Consider the following 17,714-nt stretch of genomic DNA (forward strand, 5'->3'; position numbering starts at 1 on the left):
ATGTTCCCTTCCTTATAGTGAGATAGATAGAAATTCTTCTGCACGCTTTATTATACCGCTAAATTCCCCGGATGCTTCTGTAATCAGCTCTTCCAAATTCCCATAATGCGGCAGATGAGTAAGAATTAACTGCTTAACCCCAGCTCTCTTTGCAAGCTGTCCTGCCTCAATACTATTCATATGACCAGCCGACTTCCCGCTTTGATTTCCATAAAAATTACATTCACATAGAAGGACATCTGCACCATGACTAAATTCAATAAATTCCTCTTTAAAAGAACTATCACCAGTATATACGAGTGCCTTTCCACTTGCCTCTATTCTCATGGCATAACAGGAAACGGGATGATTCGTTTTCAAAAATGATATAGTAAACGGGCCTGCAGACAGGGCAGTATCAGGATTATAGGCTATACCTTTTGTTATATTTTTATAGGTTAGTTTGCTAAACTCGTGCTCATCAAAAGAATGCCCGTAAATAGGCAGATTAGGCAGTTCATTACCCAGGAATCCTTGTATTAACCTAGCATGCTGCAATACCCCAATATCGGCATTATGATCCGGGTGATAATGGGAGAGAATGACTGCATCCAATTCCTCAGGCTGCAGAATATTTTGAAGTTTAGATAGCACACCGCTCCCACAATCCATTAATAAATGAAATCCTTCATGTTCTACTAAATAGCCTGAACTTGCCTCATTCTTTTTTGGGTAACCTCCCCAATATCCGATAACTGTCAATTTCATATGTTCCCCTCCAAATCGTAGTCTAACTTTTAATATACTCAAAAAGCGGCATCTATTCCTGATATAGAAAAAAGAAGCTGAACTCACTGAACAGCTTCTGATTGGAATATTATTAACCCTGCTTTTATAAACCTATTCTATTTAGGCTAGGCTCTTTAAGATTACGGTCGATAAACAATCGATAAATTCATCTTTCGCATTAGGCATTTCCGGGCGGTAATACTTTGCCCCTAATTGATCTGTTACTGCTTTACATTCGATATCATTATCGTAAAGTACCTCAAGATGTTCACACACGAAACCTACTGGTGCATAAACAAAAGAAGTATACTGTTTCCTTTCAAACAGGTCTCTTGTTAAGTCCTGTACATCCGGACCAATCCACGGTTCAGGAGTATTTCCAGCACTTTGCCAGCCAATTTCATAGTTTTTAATCCCTGCTTGATTGACTATTAAATCAGCCGTTTCTTGAAGCTGACTTGGATATGGATCGCCAAGTTGAAGAATTTTCTCCGGCAAGCTGTGAGCAGAAACGATTAATACAGCCTTTTCCTTTTCCGCTTGCATCATTTGGTCAAAAATGGCTTTTATTTTATCAACCCAATAGTTAATAAATTTGGGTTCCTTGTACCAGCTTTCAATCGTTTTGATTGTAAGTCCGCCTAGCTTTTCTGCTTCTTCAACCGCTCTTCCATTGTAAGATTGTACACTAAAGGTTGAAAAATGCGGGGCAAGTACCAGACTAACAGCTTCTTCAATCCCATCTTCATGCATTTTCTTTACCGCATCTTCAATAAATGGTTCGATATGTTTTAACCCTAAATACATTTTAAATTCGATCTCATCTTGAATTTGGTTAAGATGCTGTTCAAGCTTTTCTGCCTGGTCTAGTGTAATTCTAGCTAAGGGAGAAATCCCACCAATCGCTTCGTAACGATTCCTGAGATCCTCGATCATTTCTGGTGTTGGTTTACGGCCATGGCGAATATGGGTATAGTATGGTATTAAATCCTCTAATGAATAGGGGGTACCATATGCCATTACTAACAGGCCCATACGTTTCTTTGTCATTTAATTGCACCTCATTTAAAGTCCTGCTTTGTCTGATTTATGTAAAAAGGCATTATAGGCTTGCTACCTTTTAATGCCTTTCCTGAAACAGCTTATTATATTGTGCCAAAAAATTTGACTGCTTACCAATTTAATGTCTTACTTTTAAGAATTAGCGGCTTAATTTGGCTGCCGAATAATCATGAATAAACGAAGCTAATCTTTTCAATGTGTCTGGATTAACCGATGGGAATACACCATGACCCAAATTAAAGATATAACCGTTCTGAGCCATTCCTTGGTCTAATATTGCTTTAGCTCTCTCTTCAATAACTTCCCAAGGAGCTAAAAGAATCGCCGGATCCAGGTTGCCTTGGACCGTTTTATGAATTCCCATTTCTCTAGCCTGACCAATCGGCAGACGCCAATCTAGGCCAACAACGTCGAGCGGCAGTTCATTCCATTCTAAGGCAAGATGACTTGCACCTACGCCGAACATAATAAGCGGTACATTTTCTTCTTTTAAAGATGTAAAAATTCGCGTCATGATCGGTTTAATAAAGTAACGGTAATCTTCTACATTCAGGGCACCCACCCATGAATCAAAGATTTGAATGGCTTTTGCCCCAGCTTTAATTTGCGATTTCACATAGGTAATAATCATTTCGCCAAGTTTGTCCATTAAAGCAAACCATGCCTTTGGCTCCGCATACATGAAGGCTTTTGTCTTATTATAGTTTTTCGATGGACCGCCTTCAATCATATAACTGGCTAGAGTAAATGGGGCACCTGAAAAACCGATTAATGGTACATTTAACTGTTCTTGTGTTAATAATTTAATCGTATCCAAAACATATGGAACGTCTTCTTCAGGGTGGATTTCACCTAATTTTTCTACATCTGCTAAAGAACGGATTGGATTATCAATTACAGGTCCAATTCCACCCTTTATTTCCACTTCCACGCCTATGGCTGGGAGCGGTGTCATAATATCTTTATATAGAATTGCGGCATCGACGTTATATTGCTCAACAGGCAAGCGAGTGACATAGGCACAAAGCTCAGGCTGATGGGTAATTTCAAATAAAGAATATTTTTCTTTAATCTCTCTATACTCTGGCTGCGAGCGGCCGGCTTGGCGCATATACCACACAGGTACATAATCGGTCTTTTCTCCCCTCGCGGCTTTTAAAAATGTCTCATTAATTATTCTTGTCATGAAGAATGTCCACCTTTCAAAGACTGTCTGTTTTCCATTTTAATATATTGGCGATAAAATTAAAAACCATTGGTATACAAAGCTGTCTCCACTATACCGATTAATCCTATTTGTGTATAGCTTACGATAATATCTGTCAAAAAAAAGTCGTTTTTACGTTACTAAATTTGTTTCACCTATCAGTGAGAATACGGATGATGAATATGTATAGAATAATGAAGATTGTTAATTAGGAGGAAAAAAGGATGAATGTTTATTTAACAGCCGGGACACTCGACTATTTAAAGAAAATTGCAACGAAATATCATGATGAACTTATGGTGGCGATGCTGAATGAAAACGGGGCATTGTTGCTGCATGAAACCAATGGTCCAACTGTTTTTAACGAACCTCGAAGGTATGAGGTTTTAGAATCCAATGGACAGTTACAACAAAAAGGGTTTGTGGTCATGCATAACATCTCCGTTACGGATGAAGGACGTCCCTTATTTGAACATCAATTTAAACAACAAGTAGAAACGATTGTAAACACCCAGGGATTGACAGCACTTCGATTACTCCGCCCCGTATCTTCAAATCCCTATATCATTATGACGGTTTGGGAGCACCAAGCCTTATATCTAAAATGGCAGGGAGCCAATTCCACACTGGATCAACTAAAAGCTAGCTTTGACGGACAGCAAAAGATTTTCACAAGCGCACCGTATGTTAGTAAATATACGATAGCAGGTGATTAGTATAGCTAATTTTCTAATGGAGATTATCCTCCATTTTTTTTATTCCTCCATTTCACCTCTTGATACAGATTACATATTCTGTATTACATCCAAAACAGGGCTATAGCCCTTTTGGAAGAAAGGAGGATTTTCTATGCTAATTCAACTAACAGCCCTTCATTGGATATATGTTGCCTTTATTATTCTAATTATTGGATTTATGGTCATGAGAAGGGACACGACCATTGTGTGTATTGTCGGGATATTCTTAATTGCTCTGACTGCCACAGGCAGTTTAAGTCATTCCGTCAGCAGTATTTTCAACAGTTTTAGCTATGCTATAACCGAATTATTATCAACTATTCTTGTCATTTCGATTATTGTGGCGATGAGCCAAACGCTAACATCTACGGGAATTAATGATGTGATGATTTCACCATTTCGAAAATTAATCCGAAATCCAGGGCTTGCCTATTGGACGATTGGGATTTTAATGATGGTCATTTCTTGGTTCTTTTGGCCATCCCCTGCCGTTGCCCTGCTTGGTGCCGTCCTGCTTCCAGTAGCAATTAGAGCTGGTCTTCCTGCACTTGGGGTCGCCATGGCGATGAATTTGTTTGGGCACGGAATCGCTTTATCAGGTGACTTTGTCATCCAAGCAGCCCCAAAACTTACCGCAGATGCAGCTGGACTCCCAATTCAGGATGTTATTAACGCCAGCATACCACTCGTCTTTATTATGGGGCTAGTCACCACGATTACCGCCTTCTATTTTTTACGGAGAGATATGAAGCGCGGAACCCTTCAAACCACTTCATCCATATTGACTGATTCCTCTGTGGAAGAAAGTAACAAACCTGACCTCTTAACACTCGCCCAAAGACGATTTTTCGCGATTTTAGTTCCATTGTTATTTATAGCGGACGTTGTCGCCATGTTCATTCTTAATTTAGCAGGCGGAGATGCAACAGCCTTAATTGGTGGAACCTCTATTTTAATACTTCTTCTAATTACGGTCACAAGTCACAAGAATAAAGGACTTGAAAAAACAACTCAGTATTTAATTGAAGGCTTTCAATTTGGATTTAAGGTTTTTGGTCCAGTTATTCCTATTGCCGCATTCTTCTATCTTGGCGACAGCGGTTTTACAAAAATAATCGGAGATTACTTACCAAAAACCTCAAATGGGATTGTTAATGATCTCGGGGTAGCCCTTGCCAGCATTGTCCCACTAAGTAAAGAAGTGGGTGCAGTCACGCTGACAGCCGTTGGTGCGATTACCGGCTTAGACGGTTCAGGCTTCTCAGGAATCTCACTTGCCGGGTCGATTGCCAGTTTATTTGCTGCAGCTATCGGTAAAGGGGCAGCTACTCTTACCGCGCTTGGCCAAATTGCAGCGATATGGGTGGGCGGCGGAACCCTTGTACCATGGGCTTTAATTCCTGCAGCCGCTATTTGTAATGTCGACCCGTTTGAATTGGCTAGAAGAAACATGATCCCTGTATTTATTGGGCTTGTCGTCACAACGATAGTCGCAATGTTTTTAATATAGGCTGTGTTTATCTTGAATGTTGATTTCCGCTCCAAGCGGCTTCGTCAACAATAACCTTTAACAACAAAGAAAATGCCGGGATTAACTGAGGGCACTGAAAAAGCCACTTAAATTTTAGTTGTGTATGTAATTTGTCTGTTGATTTCCGCTCCAGGCGGCTTCGCTTTCCGCGGGCGTGCCGGGGAGCCACCTTGGCGCTAGCGCCTGCGGAGTCTCCCCTGTCCCGTACTCCCGCAGGACTTTGAATTTGCATCCTCGAATCCGCCCACGCACGAAGGAAATGCGATAGCATTTTCGAGGAGTCTTCGCCGCCTTCCGCTCCAATCAACAGAGTTCTTTTACTTAGTCAAATTTAAAAAGGTATAATCTCTCATCATTAAGAGAAATTATACCTTTTTTGTTGTTACTTTAAGATTCTTAACAAACTGACGGCTTTTCAGTGCCCTAGATTAACTCGGCCTCTTTTTTGTATATCGTTGTTTAAAAGAATGATAGAAAAATATCCAAATGGCTGCCCATAAAAATCCTAACGCAAACCCGCCCAATACATCAGAAAAATAATGAACTTGTAAGATAATTCGACTAGCACCAATGAGGAGTAGTATGACTACTGCTAACAAGGCAATTAACCATTTGGCTATATTGGACTTCATTCCCTCGATTAATAAATAAGCAGCCGTAAAGTAAAGCGCCATACCCACCAGTGCATGCCCGCTCGGATAACTATATCCTTCAACCTGTACTAGATGTTCTATATCAGGCCTTGGCCGGACAAACCAATCTTTTAACATCTTATAAATTTCATTAGCTAAAGCGATTGATAAAGCGAGCATTGCTGACCCTGCAAAGTTCCGCTTTTTCAACAATAACCATGACAGCATTAACAAGGCAACAATGCCTATTGCCATTTTATCACCCAGCTCCGACACTTGATTTAAAAATGGAATAGCCGTATGAGGCACGTGTGCAAACAAGCCTGCGACATAATCATCCATCCAAAAATTGCTGTGTATAGCTACCTTTATAGAGGTATATAAAGCAATTAAACCAGCGATTATCAGAAAAACAAAAGATTTCTTTTTCAAAATTGTTCCCCCACCCCTTGATTCTCTTTGTTTAAATACTTTTAAAAGTATAAAAAAAATCACTATAAAAATCTATATAATAATGGTAAAAGTGTTAAAATTGTTTGAAAATACATTCTTTAACTTAACGAAAAGGGGGAATACATATGTTAAACAAACTATTTACTAAATTAGAAGGATACTATGATGAAATGGTCTCGATCCGCCGCTATCTTCATCAGCATCCGGAATTATCATTTCAGGAATATAACACCGCTAAGTTTATTCAAGGCTATTATGAAAAACTGAATATAGAAGTAAAGGGACAAGTCGGGGGTAATGGGGTAGTGGCAAAGGTCTTTGGCAAGAAGCCTGGTAAAACGGTCGCATTACGGGCAGATTTTGACGCATTACCGATTCAAGATGAAAAGAATGTTCCCTACAAATCATTAGTTCCAGGCATCATGCATGCCTGTGGACACGACGGACATACCGCCACCCTTCTTGTTCTTGCGAAGACACTGCATGAGCTTAGGGATGAATTAGATGGTAACTATGTTTTTATTCATCAGCATGCCGAAGAATATGCACCAGGTGGAGCTGCTTCGATGATTGAAGCCGGCTGTTTAGAAGGCGTAGATGTTATTTTCGGAACTCATCTATGGGCAAGTGAACCGACAGGCACGATCCAGTATCGAACAGGGCCGATGATGGCAGCAGCTGACCGTTTTGAAATAGAAATACAAGGTAAAGGCGGTCATGGGGCACAGCCTCATAAAACACGAGATGCGATTGTGACTGCTTCACAGCTTGTCGTCAATCTCCAGCAAATAGTCAGCCGTAAGCTTAGCCCTGTTCATTCGGCAGTAGTTACGGTAGCTTCCTTTATTGCAGAAAATGCCTTTAATGTTATTGCTGATAAAGCGAAGCTGACAGGCACAGTTCGGACATTTAACGAAGAAGTAAGACAGTTTATAGAAGAGGAAATGGAAAGAATCATACATGGAACATGTTATACATCAAGCAGTTCCTATCAGTTTGACTACTACCGAGGTTACCCGCCAGTTGTTAACCATGAACAGGAAACTGAACTTCTCATCCGCTGTGCTCAGTCTGTTCCTGAGGTTACAAACATTGAGGAAACAGAACCGGAAATGGGCGGGGAAGATTTTGCCTATTATTTAGAAAAGGTTCCCGGCACCTTCTTTTTCACTGGAGCCAAACCAGTACAAGAAGCAGATGGATACCCACACCATCACCCCAAATTTGATATCGATGAGAAAGCGATGTTAATTGCTGCTAAAACGTTAGGTTCAGCCGTACTGAGCGCCCATAACGAATAAGAATTGGCAGCCCCTGGCTCTTAGAGCTCAGGGGCTTTTTGCAGCAGCCTTAAGCGATAACAATTCATCGCAGTGTCACCTAAATTTTTCAGAAGATTATTATTAGCATAAGCCCCCACGAAAGCCCCAATTCCCGGTACAAGTTGGAAAAGCTTGGCAAGATCGATATAATCTCTGTATTCCTGCTGAAACTTGCGCCAATCCATTTCTGTGATTTCAATTTTTCTCTGTTCCCATTGTTCAATCTCTGATAAGGTGTTTTTCCGGATGTCATCACTTGAAAAGGCTAATTGAAACACATGTAGAATAAATAATCTTTCCTCATATTTTTTTGTATCAAACCCATAGATTGATGCTGCCTCAAACAGAAACTTCATTTTTATAGTCAGGAGTAAAGGAAAGTCGGCAAGCCCTAGTAGAATTCCTCCTGCCCCTGTACCTGCCCCTTCAACAATGGCCGTTTTTTGATAAGCGGAAATCTTTTTTCGAACTAATTCATCTCTTTCAGCTAATGTTAAACCGTTTGCTTGATCACTATTGGTTGTGAGCTGAGAGCCAAATAGCGTTGCTTTTACCATTGCTTTAATGCTCTCCGTCATCATTTCATGTACCTTTTCTGGAATCCATTCATTTATTTTTACTTGGGCTTTCTTGGATATCCGATTCATCATCCCAGAACGTTTAATCATTCTTCGTTTCCATTCTTCCACTTCTTCATAAACCTTAACTTCATAGTCATTCAATTGGACCAACTCCTCTCACTTTATTTTAGTAATCTATACGAGCAAAACAGACCAATAGTTCCAAAAAAAATCCCCCCAAAAAAGGAGGGCACTGAAAAACCTTCAGTTTATTAAGAATCTTAAAGTAACAACAAAAAAGGTATAATTCTCTTAATGATGAGAAAATTATACCTTTCGAAATTTAGACTAAGTAAAAGAACTCTGTTGATTGGAGCGGAAGGCGGCCAAGACTCCTCGAAAATGCTATCGCATTTCCTTCGTGCGTGGGCGGATTCGAGGATGCAAATTCAAAGTCCTGCGGGAGTACGGGACAGGGGAGACTCCGCAGGCGCTTTCATGGCCAAGGAGGCTCCCCGTCACGCCCGCGGAAAGCGAAGCCGTCTGGAGCGGAAATCAACAGACAATTTAAAAATACAACTAAAATTTAAGGGACTTTTTCAGTGCCCTCCAAAAAAGAGAGGCTCAGATTATTTTTTTAACCTGCTCTTACTATAAAAATAAACAAAGACATAGCTGAACACGATTCCTGTTCCTAAAACAAGCAGTGAATAGTACCATTCTCCCTTAAGCAAAATTAATAACGCAAAAATAAAGGATTGGACCACTAATATAATCATTAGTAAAAAATGGAATGATGTTGTCTTATCACTTATTGAGACCGGATATAAATCCACCCAAAGCTTATTTTGATGGTGATTCCATAATGGCAGCAATTGAAATCCTGTTAAGTATATAAATAGAATGGTAAGTAAAAGTTGTCCGATTCCGAAGGAGATAAAATAAACGGCAAGAGCACCAATGACCGTCAGCCTGACAAACAATCCCAGATAGTCAGATGAACGTAAAAACGTCCTTACGAACAAATATAAGTAGGTTTTTTCTTGCGAGAAGGAAATCCTGCTAATCAACAGATCAAGATATTTCCTTCTTTTAACAGTATCTTTTAATTTTGGGACATCTGTAAATAAATTAGCGAGCCGATAAAAAGAGGCCATCCTCTTTTCTTCTGCTTCAATTAATTGATCCCACTTTAACCCCATTTTCGTTGTCCTTACATGAAAGGAGTAATAATAAAAGGCCATAATTACTCCGATTACAATGAGAATAAGAGTATTTGCCTGTTTAAACAACAGATAGGCAAATACTGCATTTATTAAATAACGTATAAGGTAATCCCAGCGGTGGACAGATGTTTCTACATAAAATTGAATTTTCCATGTGGCAGCTAAATTCCAAGCCTTTAGTACAAGTAAAAGGAGCAAAAACGGAATAAACGAACCGAATCCATTTCCGCTGACATGGGCATAAATGGGCATTAAGACAGCAAAAACTAATAATAGGATGTATCCTTGAAACACGAAACTTACAATCCCCGAACGAAGAAAATACCCTTTTAATTTCTCCTCTAATGGGAGTAAAAACACTTTGTCGGCCTCAAGCAAAAAATTATAAACCGGACTATAGGTAATGAATATTCCAATTAGGGCCGCTAAGACCAATTCAGCGGGAAAACTCGGTGAAAGTGTCTTAATCCATTCTTGATAATAATAGGCGGCGGTTCCAATTAAAAATAGTAAGACAATCACAATATGACCATTGAAAATATAACGTAAATACCTTCCTAAGTCCTTCATTCGACCGCCGGCACGGTCCCTCCAAAACTTATTTTCATCAAACATAATTTTCTTCCTTTGTTAATTGAATATACAAATCATCCAAAGATGCTGTGGGCATCGAAAATTGTTCTCTTAATTCAGAAAGTGTCCCTTTGGCCCGAATTTTCCCTTCATGGAGAATGACAAAGCGATCACAGTACTTTTCAGCAGTTGCAAGAATATGGGTTGACATTAATATCCCCGCACCGTTATCTTTCATCTTTTTCATTAGATCAAGAAGTGATTGAATCCCAAGTGGATCAAGCCCAACAAAAGGTTCATCCACAATGTAAAGGGATGGCTGAACCAAGAAGGCACACATAATCATGACCTTTTGTTTCATCCCCTTTGAAAAATGAGCTGGAAACCATTTTAAGCGTTTTTCCATCCGAAACTCGGAAAGCAACGGAGAAACCCTTTCTTTAAAGGCAGGTTCATCTAAACCATAGGCCATGGCGGTTAATCTTAAGTGCTCGTCTAAGGTAAGTTCCTCATATAAAACCGGTGTCTCTGGAACAAACGTAAATAAACGGCGATAGGCCTCCTTATTTTCCATAAAGGATTGGTCATTAATTTTAATCGTCCCTTTATGAGGTTCCATAAGCCCGATAATATGTTTAATGGTTGTACTTTTCCCTGCCCCATTTAGCCCAATTAGACCAACAATCTCCTTTTCGTTTACATCAAAGGAAACATCTTTTAAGACAGGATTTCTTGTATAGCCCCCGACTAAATGATCAATTTTTAATAAAGCCATTTCCAAACGTCCTTCCATTTCAAGTTTATCGCCATCAGAAAGAATTCTTCTATGTATTCGAGTTTCAAAAGACGTGAACCCATTCCTTTTAATTTTAACAAATTACACCCGTAAAAAATAGAAATACAATTTTTCTTATCTTTTTGGAATAAAACCTCAACAAACGGACATCATAATATTCGAAGGGGAAATAACTTATTCCGATGAAGTGATTCATCAAAATTTGAGATGAGGTGTCTGCTAAAGACAATTTCCTTTCAAACAAGTGAGCTTCTATTCGTTTCAGATAAGGGGATGGTTGTTTTGTACAATGTGCATTTTAACCATTTAGAGTTCAAGTAACACCACTGTTTATCTTAAAAAAATAAGCAAATGAGGTGTTTACCGCAGATCACAACCCGTTTTTAAAGGTTAGGTAACCAATAAAAACAAATAGGGGATGGTCAGCTTGAACAATGATGTATCTTTATAAAAAAACACTCTATGAAAAATGAGGTGTTTATCAAAGAACATTCCTAAATGAACGCAGATTTGAAGCATTCCCCTTCGGGAAGGCAGGATTCCACGCGGATCCTGTCTTTTTCTTTTTAGGTTAATCATGGTAAAATAATACAAACATTTTAAAAGGGGCTGTATGTTATGAGTGGTTGTATTTTTTGTAAAATTGTCAACGGTGAAATTCCGGCTGCAAAAGTTTTTGAGAATGAACATGTTCTTGCCTTTTTAGATATCAGTCAAGTAACCAAAGGACATACCCTTGTAATTCCGAAAATACATAAAGAAAACTTATATGAGTTGACACCAGAAATTGCCAGAAACCTATATGAAGTAGTACCTTCTATTGCTAATGCGTTAAAAAAGGAATTTGAACCTATCGGGTTAAACTCGGTTAATAATAATGGTGAACATGCAGGACAATCGGTCTTCCACTTCCATTTGCATTTGATCCCGCGCTATGGAAAAGGGGATGGCTTCGGCGCTGTCTGGAAAAACAATCAAAGTGATTATACCCCACAAATGTTACAGGACATGGCAGCAAAGATTCAAAAACAACTATAGTTCATTTAACAAGGGTTAAAGATAAATTTTCTGAAAATTATTTCTTTAAAAATATTATCGTAATATGGTATAATGGGTGTAAGTTTTTCGCTGCAGGCAATCAGTGCACTGCAGGAGAAACAAATAGCTTAGGATAGCAGAGGAGAGATGAGAAATGAATACAAAGAATCTTGTCGTTTTAGCACTTTTGGCGGGGATAGGGGTTGTATTGCATACAGTAATGCCAGCATTCCTTAGTATTAAGCCGGATATGATGCTTGCCATGATGTTTTTAGGAATTATTCTTATTCCGGAGATCAAAAGTGTCATGCTGCTAGCGATCGTAACGGGTGTATTGTCTGGCATCACAACAAGTTTTCCTGGAGGTACAATTCCAAATATCATCGAAAAGCCGATTACTGCATTAGTCTTTTTCGGTTTATTCTTAGCCTTAAACAAATACCGGAATTCGATTATTGGTGTCGGAGCCTTAACAGCAATCGGTACATTGGTATCAGGAAGCATATTTTTAGGTGCAGCCTTCTTTATTGCAAGCTTACCTGCCCCATTTACAGCGTTATTCGTAGCAGCTGTATTACCGGCAACTGTTCTAAATACGGTCGTTATGGTTATTTTGTATCCAGTAGCTCAATCGATTGTTAAGAGAACTAAATTAACATCAGCATCCGTGATTCAGAAGTAATCACTTTAGCTGTTAAGAAAAGAACCCTCTAGGGTTCTTTTCTTAAATTACTTCTAGTGTAAATACGATAGCAATAACGCAATTAACAGACAAATACAGGCAAATCCAGCTAGCCCGGCTGCTCTTTTCTTTAAGACTTGTTTTGGTGGATAAACACCAGGTCTTTTTAAGCTTACTAAATATTTAAGTGTTCCAAAGAGCAGGAGCGCACTTAAACTAAAAAAAATTACAGCTGCAGTCTTCATCCCTTTGTTCCTCCCTACTTGGATCCTCTACGAACAATAGTTGTAACTATTTATATGATTTATCGTCCATTCCTATGAAGGACTTGTTTAGGAGGAAAAGGTAGAGGGAATTACTCTATAAAGGATGATTTTTTTAAAATAGCCAATTTGGAGGAAGTAAGTAAAATGAAAGTTAAATCATTTCTTTACGGTTTTATGACAGGAGGGCTTGCCGCCGGCGTTAGTGTATTACTGACTGCACCAAATTCAGGCAAAGTAACCAGGGGTCAAATGAAGAAAAATACGCAGATCCTTCTAAATCAATTACAAGTCATACAGAAAAACTTATTGGATGTCAAAAAATCTGCTGTTCATGCATCAAAAGAAGGACGTGCACAAATTTCAACTTTTTTAACGGATGTTAAAATGGCTCTTGCACAATGGGAAGAAGAAGTACGCCCTCAACAGGAGCAGATTCAAAAAGAAATTATTGAAATGAAAGAAACCATTCAAGAATTGGAAGATGAAATTTCAGATAATAATAAATAATCTAACTAGCCTTCTAAAACTTCATTTTAAGTGGTTTTTACCCAAAAAACATAAAATCAAGATAAAAATTGTGCAATTTCTAAAAATTTTGTGAATTTATACTTTATTAATTTTTATTTTATTGGCATAATGATAAAAAGAGAAATTAAAAGTAGGTGAAAATGGGGATGACTGAGAAACAATATTCGTTAAAGGAAGCAATGATTTTTAGTCAGCGTATTACACAATTAAGTAAAGCGCTATGGAAATCAATTGAAAAAGATTGGCAGCAATGGATAAAACCCTACGATTTAAATATTAATGAACATCATATTCTCTGGATCGCTTATCATTTGAATGGAGCTTCCATCTCAGACGTGGCAAAATTTGGAGTCATGCATGTCTCAACAGCTTTTAATTTTTCAAAAAAGTTAGAAGAACGAGGATTGCTGAAATTTTCAAAAAAGGAAAATGACAAGCGAAATACCTATATTCAACTGACTGACAAAGGCGAAGAGATTCTGCTTCAATCAATGGAAACTTATCAGCCAAAAGGTAATGCTGTTTATACAGGGGCGTTACCACTTAGAGATTTATATGGAAAATTTCCGGATATAATTGAAATGATGGCCATTGTCCGCAATATTTATGGTGAAGATTTTATGGAAATCTTTGAGCGTTCTTTCCATAATATTGAAAGTGAGTTTGTTGAAGATAATGGCACATTGAAAAAGATTAAAAAAACGGAACAGAATCTAGTTTAATATGCCCTGTCTTCTAGGTACTTTCGTAACTCCATGAAAAGAGGTTCGAACAATTTTTGCTGCAAGCACGCCTTCACGACCTCTTCAATTTTTAAAGGAGCAGGCAGCGAAGCTGATAATTGATTAAGAAGCGGATGGAAATGAACGTAGCCTTCCGCTTTTTGTTCTGCAAGTTTCACGCTTAATTCATCACACAAACGGTAGAAATTGTTAACTTCCCGCTCCGAAAGTCCGTTTTCAATGATTAACCGAAAAAAGTCATAATGGGGATTGCTTATTAATTTTATTAACAATCTCTGATGAAATTCAAGAAGATTAATCCTTTGCAATAGAAAATCATGTTCATTCATACTTAACGCCTCTTTTCAATACCATACTTTCCCTATGTTTATTATTCACTTTTTAGAGGGATGGGTAAACCTTTTTATCCTGTAATCATAAAAATAATTGCAAATATTTCGACTCCATAAAAATTAGAAAACTTCCATTCTTTTTTACTATCTTTTTTTTATTTTTTTTGATATTGTATAAAAAAGTGGAAGCGAAAGATTAAAAGCTGCACCAGAGGTATTTGGGAAACTTGTATCGCTGGAAAAAAACATAAGTAACCATCTGGGAGGGAATCATCGATGATCTCCATTTTTATTGTCTTCGCAATTTTTATTTTATTCTATGTAAATAAAATGACCAATTCCCTTTGTATCCAAAAGGAGATACCGGAAGAGAACCAGCATAAGGTATTCCGTACCATTAATGTGCTCATTACCATTTTATTGATTTCTTCATATTTGGAAATCCTCTATACATAATCCATAAAAAAATTTGGATATGTAATCATAAACGTTAGAATAAAAAAAGCGAAGCGATGAGGTAATTCTCATCGCTTTTTGTTTATAACTTTTTTTCTTAGTAAACCCAAGAAGCTCCAATGATAATCAATAAGATGAAAAGAACTACAACTAATGCAAATCCTCCACCGTAACCTGCTCCACCAGACATAATTTAACCTCCCCTCGTATTATCATTTTGTTAAATTAATAAACCCAAGAAGCCCCAACAATAATCAATAGGATGAAAAGGACTACAATTAGAGCAAATCCTCCGCCATATCCTCCACTCATCATAAAACCTCCTTTTTCATTTGCTAAGATATACTATTCATGGAGGTTTCATTTCGTTTAGGCACTTAGCTTATTTTTTATGGAAAAGTCCAAGAAGCTTATTTTGTTTGAAATTTCGATAAACACTTACACTTTTATTTTTGCAGCAGTACCCATTTATGTTATAGTAAACATTGTGGACAAACCTTTTCACAGAATTTAACTATTTAGGAGAGATTTCAGCATGAAAAAATGGATATTAGCCCTTACAATGGCTGGAAGTGTACTTGCATTAGGTGCATGTAATCAAACTAGTTCTGAAAAAGTGGCAGAAAGTAAGGCTGGGAATGTTACTCAAGAAGAATTATACAATACAATGAAGGACAAATACGGTCAGCAAGCCCTTCAACAACTTGTATTTGAAAAGGTGCTATCTAAAAAGTACAAAGTAACAGATGCAGAGCTAAATGCAAAAGTAAGCGACCTAAAGGAACAGCTTGGTACAAATTTTGATGCGACTCTTGCACAGTACGGATATAAAAACGAAGCTGACCTTAAAAAAACCATGAAACTCGGCATGTTACAAGAAAAGGCTGCCATGAAAAATGTTAAGGTAACAGACAAAGAATTAAAGGATTATTATGCTTCCTACCAGCCTGATATTAAGGTTCGTCACATTCTTGTTAAAGATGAAAAAACTGCACTTGACGTTAAGAAACAGCTTGATGCCGGTGCAAAATTTGAGGATCTTGCCAAAAAATATTCAACTGATACTGCTTCGGCTCAAAATGGCGGTGATCTAGGTACTATCAATAATACAAATAAAGACCAATACGATGCTGATTTCATTAAAGGTGCCTACGCTCTTAAGGTAAATGAAATTAGTGCACCCGTAAAAACACAATTTGGTTATCATATCATTCAAGTTACTGAGAAAAAAGAGAAGAAGTCTTATGATGCAATGAAGAAAGATATTGAATATCAGGTCAAATCATCTAAACTAACAAGTGATGATATTAACAAAGCCATGCAGACTGAGTTAAAAGCAGCTGATGTTAAAGTAAATGACAAAGACTTAAAAGATGCTCTAAATCCAACAACAACTACTCCTGCGCAATAAAAAAGCGAAGGTACGGTGAGTTATTAACATAAAAAAGCGAAAGCCCATATCAGGGCTTCCGCTTTTTTTATTGTCAATCGTTTATAACTGTGCTTTCTTCCCGTCATTTATTCACCTGGTGCACTCAATTCCTCACGTTTTTCCTTTTCACGCTCGAGTCGTTTAATATAAATTTCTCCTTCACGCTCGATACTTTCCATTTCTACTTGCCTCTCTTCCCGCCCTGTTTTAATCGCCATTAGGGCGCTGATTACTATTCCTGCCACCACTGCATAAATCCAAATAGGTATTGTCAATGTCCCCTGCTCCCTTCACTAATGTTTGTCCACTTTAGTTTTCTTTTACTACAGCATATTTGGTCTCAACCTAGAATATTCGTTTCTTCCAAAAAAAATAACCCAGATCGGGTTATTTTAGTGTTACTTATGGAACACCGGCTTGTAAAATGCACGGTTATCTAAGGCAAATATGCGCTCTGTATACTCCCCTGGCTTGACTCTTTCTAGGGCCCGGTCGAGCATGTTCATTTTTGCATCAAGATTATCAATATAATGAAGGATTTCCGCTTCCTTTATCAAAGGTGGTTTGGGACTTCCCCACTCCGCTTTACCATGATGGCTTAAAACCAGGTGCTGGAGGATTAATACTTCTTCCCCTGTAATACCTAGTTCCTCAGCTGCTTTACCAATTTCGGTGATCATAATGGTAATATGTCCAAGTAAATTCCCCTCAATAGTATAGGTGGTTGAAATGGGACCTGATAATTCCATAACCTTTCCCATATCATGCAAAATTACTCCCGCATAGAGTAAATCCTTATCAAGACTGGGATATAAGGAAGCTATGGCTTTGGCCAAGTCCAGCATACTGACAACATGATAGGCAAGCCCTGAAACAAATTCATGATGATTTTTCGTTGCTGCAGGATATTCCAAGAAAGCTTTTTGATGCTTTTTTATTAAATGACGGGTGACCCTTTGGATATTCGGATTTTTCATTTCAAATATATATTGGGTCAACTTACTCATCATTTCTTCCTGACTAACAGGTGCCGTTTCAAGAAAATCATCAAGCCTTACCCCATCAGAAGGGCCGGTTTTTCGAATTTGGCGGATTTTCAACTGACTTTTCCCACGGTAGTTTTGAAGTTCCCCAAGTATTTTTACAATTGTCTGTGCTGAATAATTCTTTTCATCATCCACCCCAGCATCCCAGAGCTTCGCCTCAATTTCCCCGCTTTGGTCTTGCAGAATTAATGTTAAAAATGGTTTACCATTACTGGCAATTCCCTTTGTGGAACTTTTTATTAGAAGGTATAATTCAACTTGTTCCCCAACATCATACTGTAATATACCCTTACTCAACCTATCCACTCTCCCTTCCGATAATTA

The 17,714-nt window shown here is 38.1% G+C and carries 22 protein-coding genes; 9 read left to right on the plus strand and 13 right to left on the minus strand.

The features are described 5' to 3' along the window. Positions 1-12 precede the first annotated feature (12 nt). From ACZ9EE_RS10105 to hemE, 3 genes are all read right to left on the minus strand, one after another. Positions 13-747, minus strand: coding sequence for an MBL fold metallo-hydrolase (locus tag ACZ9EE_RS10105; protein ID WP_476026694.1), 735 nt, complete (start codon positions 745-747; stop codon positions 13-15). Positions 748-888: 141 nt separating this feature from the next. Next, positions 889-1,818, minus strand: a complete 930-nt coding sequence (gene hemH, locus ACZ9EE_RS10110) for a ferrochelatase (protein WP_476026696.1) — start codon at positions 1,816-1,818, stop codon at positions 889-891. 151 nt (positions 1,819-1,969) lie between these two features. Then, positions 1,970-3,016: a uroporphyrinogen decarboxylase gene (gene hemE / locus ACZ9EE_RS10115; protein WP_476026698.1), complete on the minus strand. Its 1,047-nt coding sequence runs from the start codon at positions 3,014-3,016 to the stop codon at positions 1,970-1,972. Positions 3,017-3,261: 245 nt separating this feature from the next. Here hemE and ACZ9EE_RS10120 point away from each other — a divergent pair, with 245 nt between their 5' ends. Next, positions 3,262-3,753 (plus strand): antibiotic biosynthesis monooxygenase family protein, encoded by a 492-nt coding sequence (locus tag ACZ9EE_RS10120; protein ID WP_476026700.1) that lies wholly within the window; start codon positions 3,262-3,264, stop codon positions 3,751-3,753. A gap of 133 nt (positions 3,754-3,886) precedes the next feature. Continuing rightward, a complete protein-coding gene (locus ACZ9EE_RS10125) occupies positions 3,887-5,284 on the plus strand; it encodes a hypothetical protein (RefSeq protein ID WP_476026702.1) in 1,398 nt (465 codons plus the stop codon). A gap of 449 nt (positions 5,285-5,733) precedes the next feature. On the opposite strand, the gene ACZ9EE_RS10130 is transcribed toward ACZ9EE_RS10125, so the two are convergent. Next, on the minus strand, positions 5,734-6,369 hold the full coding sequence (locus ACZ9EE_RS10130) for a phosphatase PAP2 family protein (RefSeq protein ID WP_476026704.1): 636 nt from the start codon (positions 6,367-6,369) through the stop codon (positions 5,734-5,736). Between the two features lie 146 nt (positions 6,370-6,515). On the opposite strand from ACZ9EE_RS10130, the gene ACZ9EE_RS10135 reads away from it, so the two are divergent. Further along, positions 6,516-7,691, plus strand: coding sequence for a M20 family metallopeptidase (locus ACZ9EE_RS10135; RefSeq protein WP_476026706.1), 1,176 nt, complete (start codon positions 6,516-6,518; stop codon positions 7,689-7,691). 20 nt (positions 7,692-7,711) lie between these two features. On the opposite strand, the gene ACZ9EE_RS10140 is transcribed toward ACZ9EE_RS10135, so the two are convergent. The 3 genes from ACZ9EE_RS10140 to ACZ9EE_RS10150 all read right to left on the minus strand — a co-directional run bounded on the left by ACZ9EE_RS10140 (position 7,712) and on the right by ACZ9EE_RS10150 (position 10,846). After that, a complete protein-coding gene (locus ACZ9EE_RS10140) occupies positions 7,712-8,434 on the minus strand; it encodes an EcsC family protein (protein ID WP_476026708.1) in 723 nt (240 codons plus the stop codon). 467 nt (positions 8,435-8,901) lie between these two features. Beyond that, the gene (locus ACZ9EE_RS10145; protein ID WP_476026710.1) at positions 8,902-10,113 is read right to left on the minus strand and encodes an ABC transporter permease; all 1,212 of its coding nucleotides are present in this window, start codon (positions 10,111-10,113) and stop codon (positions 8,902-8,904) included. Next, the gene (locus ACZ9EE_RS10150; protein ID WP_476026712.1) at positions 10,106-10,846 is read right to left on the minus strand and encodes an ABC transporter ATP-binding protein; all 741 of its coding nucleotides are present in this window, start codon (positions 10,844-10,846) and stop codon (positions 10,106-10,108) included. Before ACZ9EE_RS10150 ends, ACZ9EE_RS10145 begins: the two co-directional genes overlap by 8 nt. A 639-nt stretch (positions 10,847-11,485) precedes the next feature. Between ACZ9EE_RS10150 and ACZ9EE_RS10155 the strand changes: the two genes are divergently transcribed. After that, positions 11,486-11,905, plus strand: coding sequence for an HIT family protein (locus tag ACZ9EE_RS10155; RefSeq protein ID WP_476026714.1), 420 nt, complete (start codon positions 11,486-11,488; stop codon positions 11,903-11,905). A gap of 154 nt (positions 11,906-12,059) precedes the next feature. Beyond that, complete coding sequence (locus tag ACZ9EE_RS10160) at positions 12,060-12,587, plus strand: tryptophan transporter (RefSeq protein WP_476026716.1); 528 nt, start codon at positions 12,060-12,062, stop codon at positions 12,585-12,587. A gap of 53 nt (positions 12,588-12,640) precedes the next feature. Here ACZ9EE_RS10160 and yhzF read toward each other — a convergent pair whose 3' ends face one another. Then, on the minus strand, positions 12,641-12,832 hold the full coding sequence (gene yhzF / locus ACZ9EE_RS10165; protein WP_476026718.1) for a membrane protein YhzF: 192 nt from the start codon (positions 12,830-12,832) through the stop codon (positions 12,641-12,643). Positions 12,833-12,997: 165 nt separating this feature from the next. Here yhzF and ACZ9EE_RS10170 point away from each other — a divergent pair, with 165 nt between their 5' ends. Next, the gene (locus ACZ9EE_RS10170) at positions 12,998-13,360 is read left to right on the plus strand and encodes a YtxH domain-containing protein (protein ID WP_476026720.1); all 363 of its coding nucleotides are present in this window, start codon (positions 12,998-13,000) and stop codon (positions 13,358-13,360) included. Positions 13,361-13,527: 167 nt separating this feature from the next. Then, positions 13,528-14,103, plus strand: a complete 576-nt coding sequence (locus tag ACZ9EE_RS10175) for an HTH-type transcriptional regulator Hpr (protein ID WP_476026722.1) — start codon at positions 13,528-13,530, stop codon at positions 14,101-14,103. Here the strand turns inward: ACZ9EE_RS10175 and ACZ9EE_RS10180 are convergent. Then, a complete protein-coding gene (locus ACZ9EE_RS10180) occupies positions 14,100-14,453 on the minus strand; it encodes a DUF1878 family protein (protein ID WP_476026724.1) in 354 nt (117 codons plus the stop codon). The genes ACZ9EE_RS10175 and ACZ9EE_RS10180 overlap by 4 nt on opposite strands. Before the next feature lie 279 nt (positions 14,454-14,732). Between ACZ9EE_RS10180 and ACZ9EE_RS10185 the strand changes: the two genes are divergently transcribed. Next, positions 14,733-14,912: a hypothetical protein gene (locus ACZ9EE_RS10185; RefSeq protein ID WP_098529757.1), complete on the plus strand. Its 180-nt coding sequence runs from the start codon at positions 14,733-14,735 to the stop codon at positions 14,910-14,912. A 97-nt stretch (positions 14,913-15,009) separates the two neighbouring features. Here ACZ9EE_RS10185 and ACZ9EE_RS10190 read toward each other — a convergent pair whose 3' ends face one another. Next, positions 15,010-15,102 (minus strand): YjcZ family sporulation protein, encoded by a 93-nt coding sequence (locus tag ACZ9EE_RS10190; RefSeq protein ID WP_066251949.1) that lies wholly within the window; start codon positions 15,100-15,102, stop codon positions 15,010-15,012. A 35-nt stretch (positions 15,103-15,137) separates the two neighbouring features. Next, the gene (locus tag ACZ9EE_RS10195) at positions 15,138-15,224 is read right to left on the minus strand and encodes a YjcZ family sporulation protein (RefSeq protein WP_160724698.1); all 87 of its coding nucleotides are present in this window, start codon (positions 15,222-15,224) and stop codon (positions 15,138-15,140) included. Positions 15,225-15,447: 223 nt separating this feature from the next. On the opposite strand from ACZ9EE_RS10195, the gene ACZ9EE_RS10200 reads away from it, so the two are divergent. Next, the gene (locus tag ACZ9EE_RS10200) at positions 15,448-16,323 is read left to right on the plus strand and encodes a peptidylprolyl isomerase (RefSeq protein WP_476026728.1); all 876 of its coding nucleotides are present in this window, start codon (positions 15,448-15,450) and stop codon (positions 16,321-16,323) included. 107 nt (positions 16,324-16,430) lie between these two features. Here the strand turns inward: ACZ9EE_RS10200 and ACZ9EE_RS10205 are convergent, their stop codons facing one another. Both ACZ9EE_RS10205 and yhaM read right to left on the minus strand, forming a co-directional pair. After that, positions 16,431-16,619 carry a sporulation YhaL family protein gene (locus ACZ9EE_RS10205; RefSeq protein ID WP_476026730.1) on the minus strand — a complete coding sequence of 63 codons (189 nt, stop codon included), beginning with the start codon at positions 16,617-16,619 and terminating at the stop codon, positions 16,431-16,433. A 123-nt stretch (positions 16,620-16,742) separates the two neighbouring features. Further along, positions 16,743-17,687 carry a 3'-5' exoribonuclease YhaM gene (gene yhaM / locus ACZ9EE_RS10210; protein ID WP_476026732.1) on the minus strand — a complete coding sequence of 315 codons (945 nt, stop codon included), beginning with the start codon at positions 17,685-17,687 and terminating at the stop codon, positions 16,743-16,745. Positions 17,688-17,714 lie beyond the last annotated feature (27 nt).

The sequence above is a fragment of the Bacillus sp. URHA0034 genome, from assembly GCF_056280405.1.

What these genes read in the sequence shown, in the direction of transcription:
- ACZ9EE_RS10105 (WP_476026694.1), bottom strand. Translation starts at nt 747, where the DNA reads ATGAAATTGACAGTTATCGGATATTGGGGAGGTTACCCAAAAAAGAAT.
- hemH (WP_476026696.1), bottom strand. Translation starts at nt 1,818, where the DNA reads ATGACAAAGAAACGTATGGGCCTGTTAGTAATGGCATATGGTACCCCC.
- hemE (WP_476026698.1), bottom strand. Translation starts at nt 3,016, where the DNA reads ATGACAAGAATAATTAATGAGACATTTTTAAAAGCCGCGAGGGGAGAA.
- ACZ9EE_RS10120 (WP_476026700.1), top strand. Translation starts at nt 3,262, where the DNA reads ATGAATGTTTATTTAACAGCCGGGACACTCGACTATTTAAAGAAAATT.
- ACZ9EE_RS10125 (WP_476026702.1), top strand. Translation starts at nt 3,887, where the DNA reads ATGCTAATTCAACTAACAGCCCTTCATTGGATATATGTTGCCTTTATT.
- ACZ9EE_RS10135 (WP_476026706.1), top strand. Translation starts at nt 6,516, where the DNA reads ATGTTAAACAAACTATTTACTAAATTAGAAGGATACTATGATGAAATG.
- ACZ9EE_RS10145 (WP_476026710.1), bottom strand. Translation starts at nt 10,113, where the DNA reads ATGTTTGATGAAAATAAGTTTTGGAGGGACCGTGCCGGCGGTCGAATG.
- ACZ9EE_RS10150 (WP_476026712.1), bottom strand. Translation starts at nt 10,846, where the DNA reads ATGGCTTTATTAAAAATTGATCATTTAGTCGGGGGCTATACAAGAAAT.
- ACZ9EE_RS10155 (WP_476026714.1), top strand. Translation starts at nt 11,486, where the DNA reads ATGAGTGGTTGTATTTTTTGTAAAATTGTCAACGGTGAAATTCCGGCT.
- ACZ9EE_RS10160 (WP_476026716.1), top strand. Translation starts at nt 12,060, where the DNA reads ATGAATACAAAGAATCTTGTCGTTTTAGCACTTTTGGCGGGGATAGGG.
- yhzF (WP_476026718.1), bottom strand. Translation starts at nt 12,832, where the DNA reads ATGAAGACTGCAGCTGTAATTTTTTTTAGTTTAAGTGCGCTCCTGCTC.
- ACZ9EE_RS10170 (WP_476026720.1), top strand. Translation starts at nt 12,998, where the DNA reads ATGAAAGTTAAATCATTTCTTTACGGTTTTATGACAGGAGGGCTTGCC.
- ACZ9EE_RS10175 (WP_476026722.1), top strand. Translation starts at nt 13,528, where the DNA reads ATGACTGAGAAACAATATTCGTTAAAGGAAGCAATGATTTTTAGTCAG.
- ACZ9EE_RS10180 (WP_476026724.1), bottom strand. Translation starts at nt 14,453, where the DNA reads ATGAATGAACATGATTTTCTATTGCAAAGGATTAATCTTCTTGAATTT.
- ACZ9EE_RS10185 (WP_098529757.1), top strand. Translation starts at nt 14,733, where the DNA reads ATGATCTCCATTTTTATTGTCTTCGCAATTTTTATTTTATTCTATGTA.
- ACZ9EE_RS10190 (WP_066251949.1), bottom strand. Translation starts at nt 15,102, where the DNA reads ATGTCTGGTGGAGCAGGTTACGGTGGAGGATTTGCATTAGTTGTAGTT.
- ACZ9EE_RS10195 (WP_160724698.1), bottom strand. Translation starts at nt 15,224, where the DNA reads ATGAGTGGAGGATATGGCGGAGGATTTGCTCTAATTGTAGTCCTTTTC.
- ACZ9EE_RS10200 (WP_476026728.1), top strand. Translation starts at nt 15,448, where the DNA reads ATGAAAAAATGGATATTAGCCCTTACAATGGCTGGAAGTGTACTTGCA.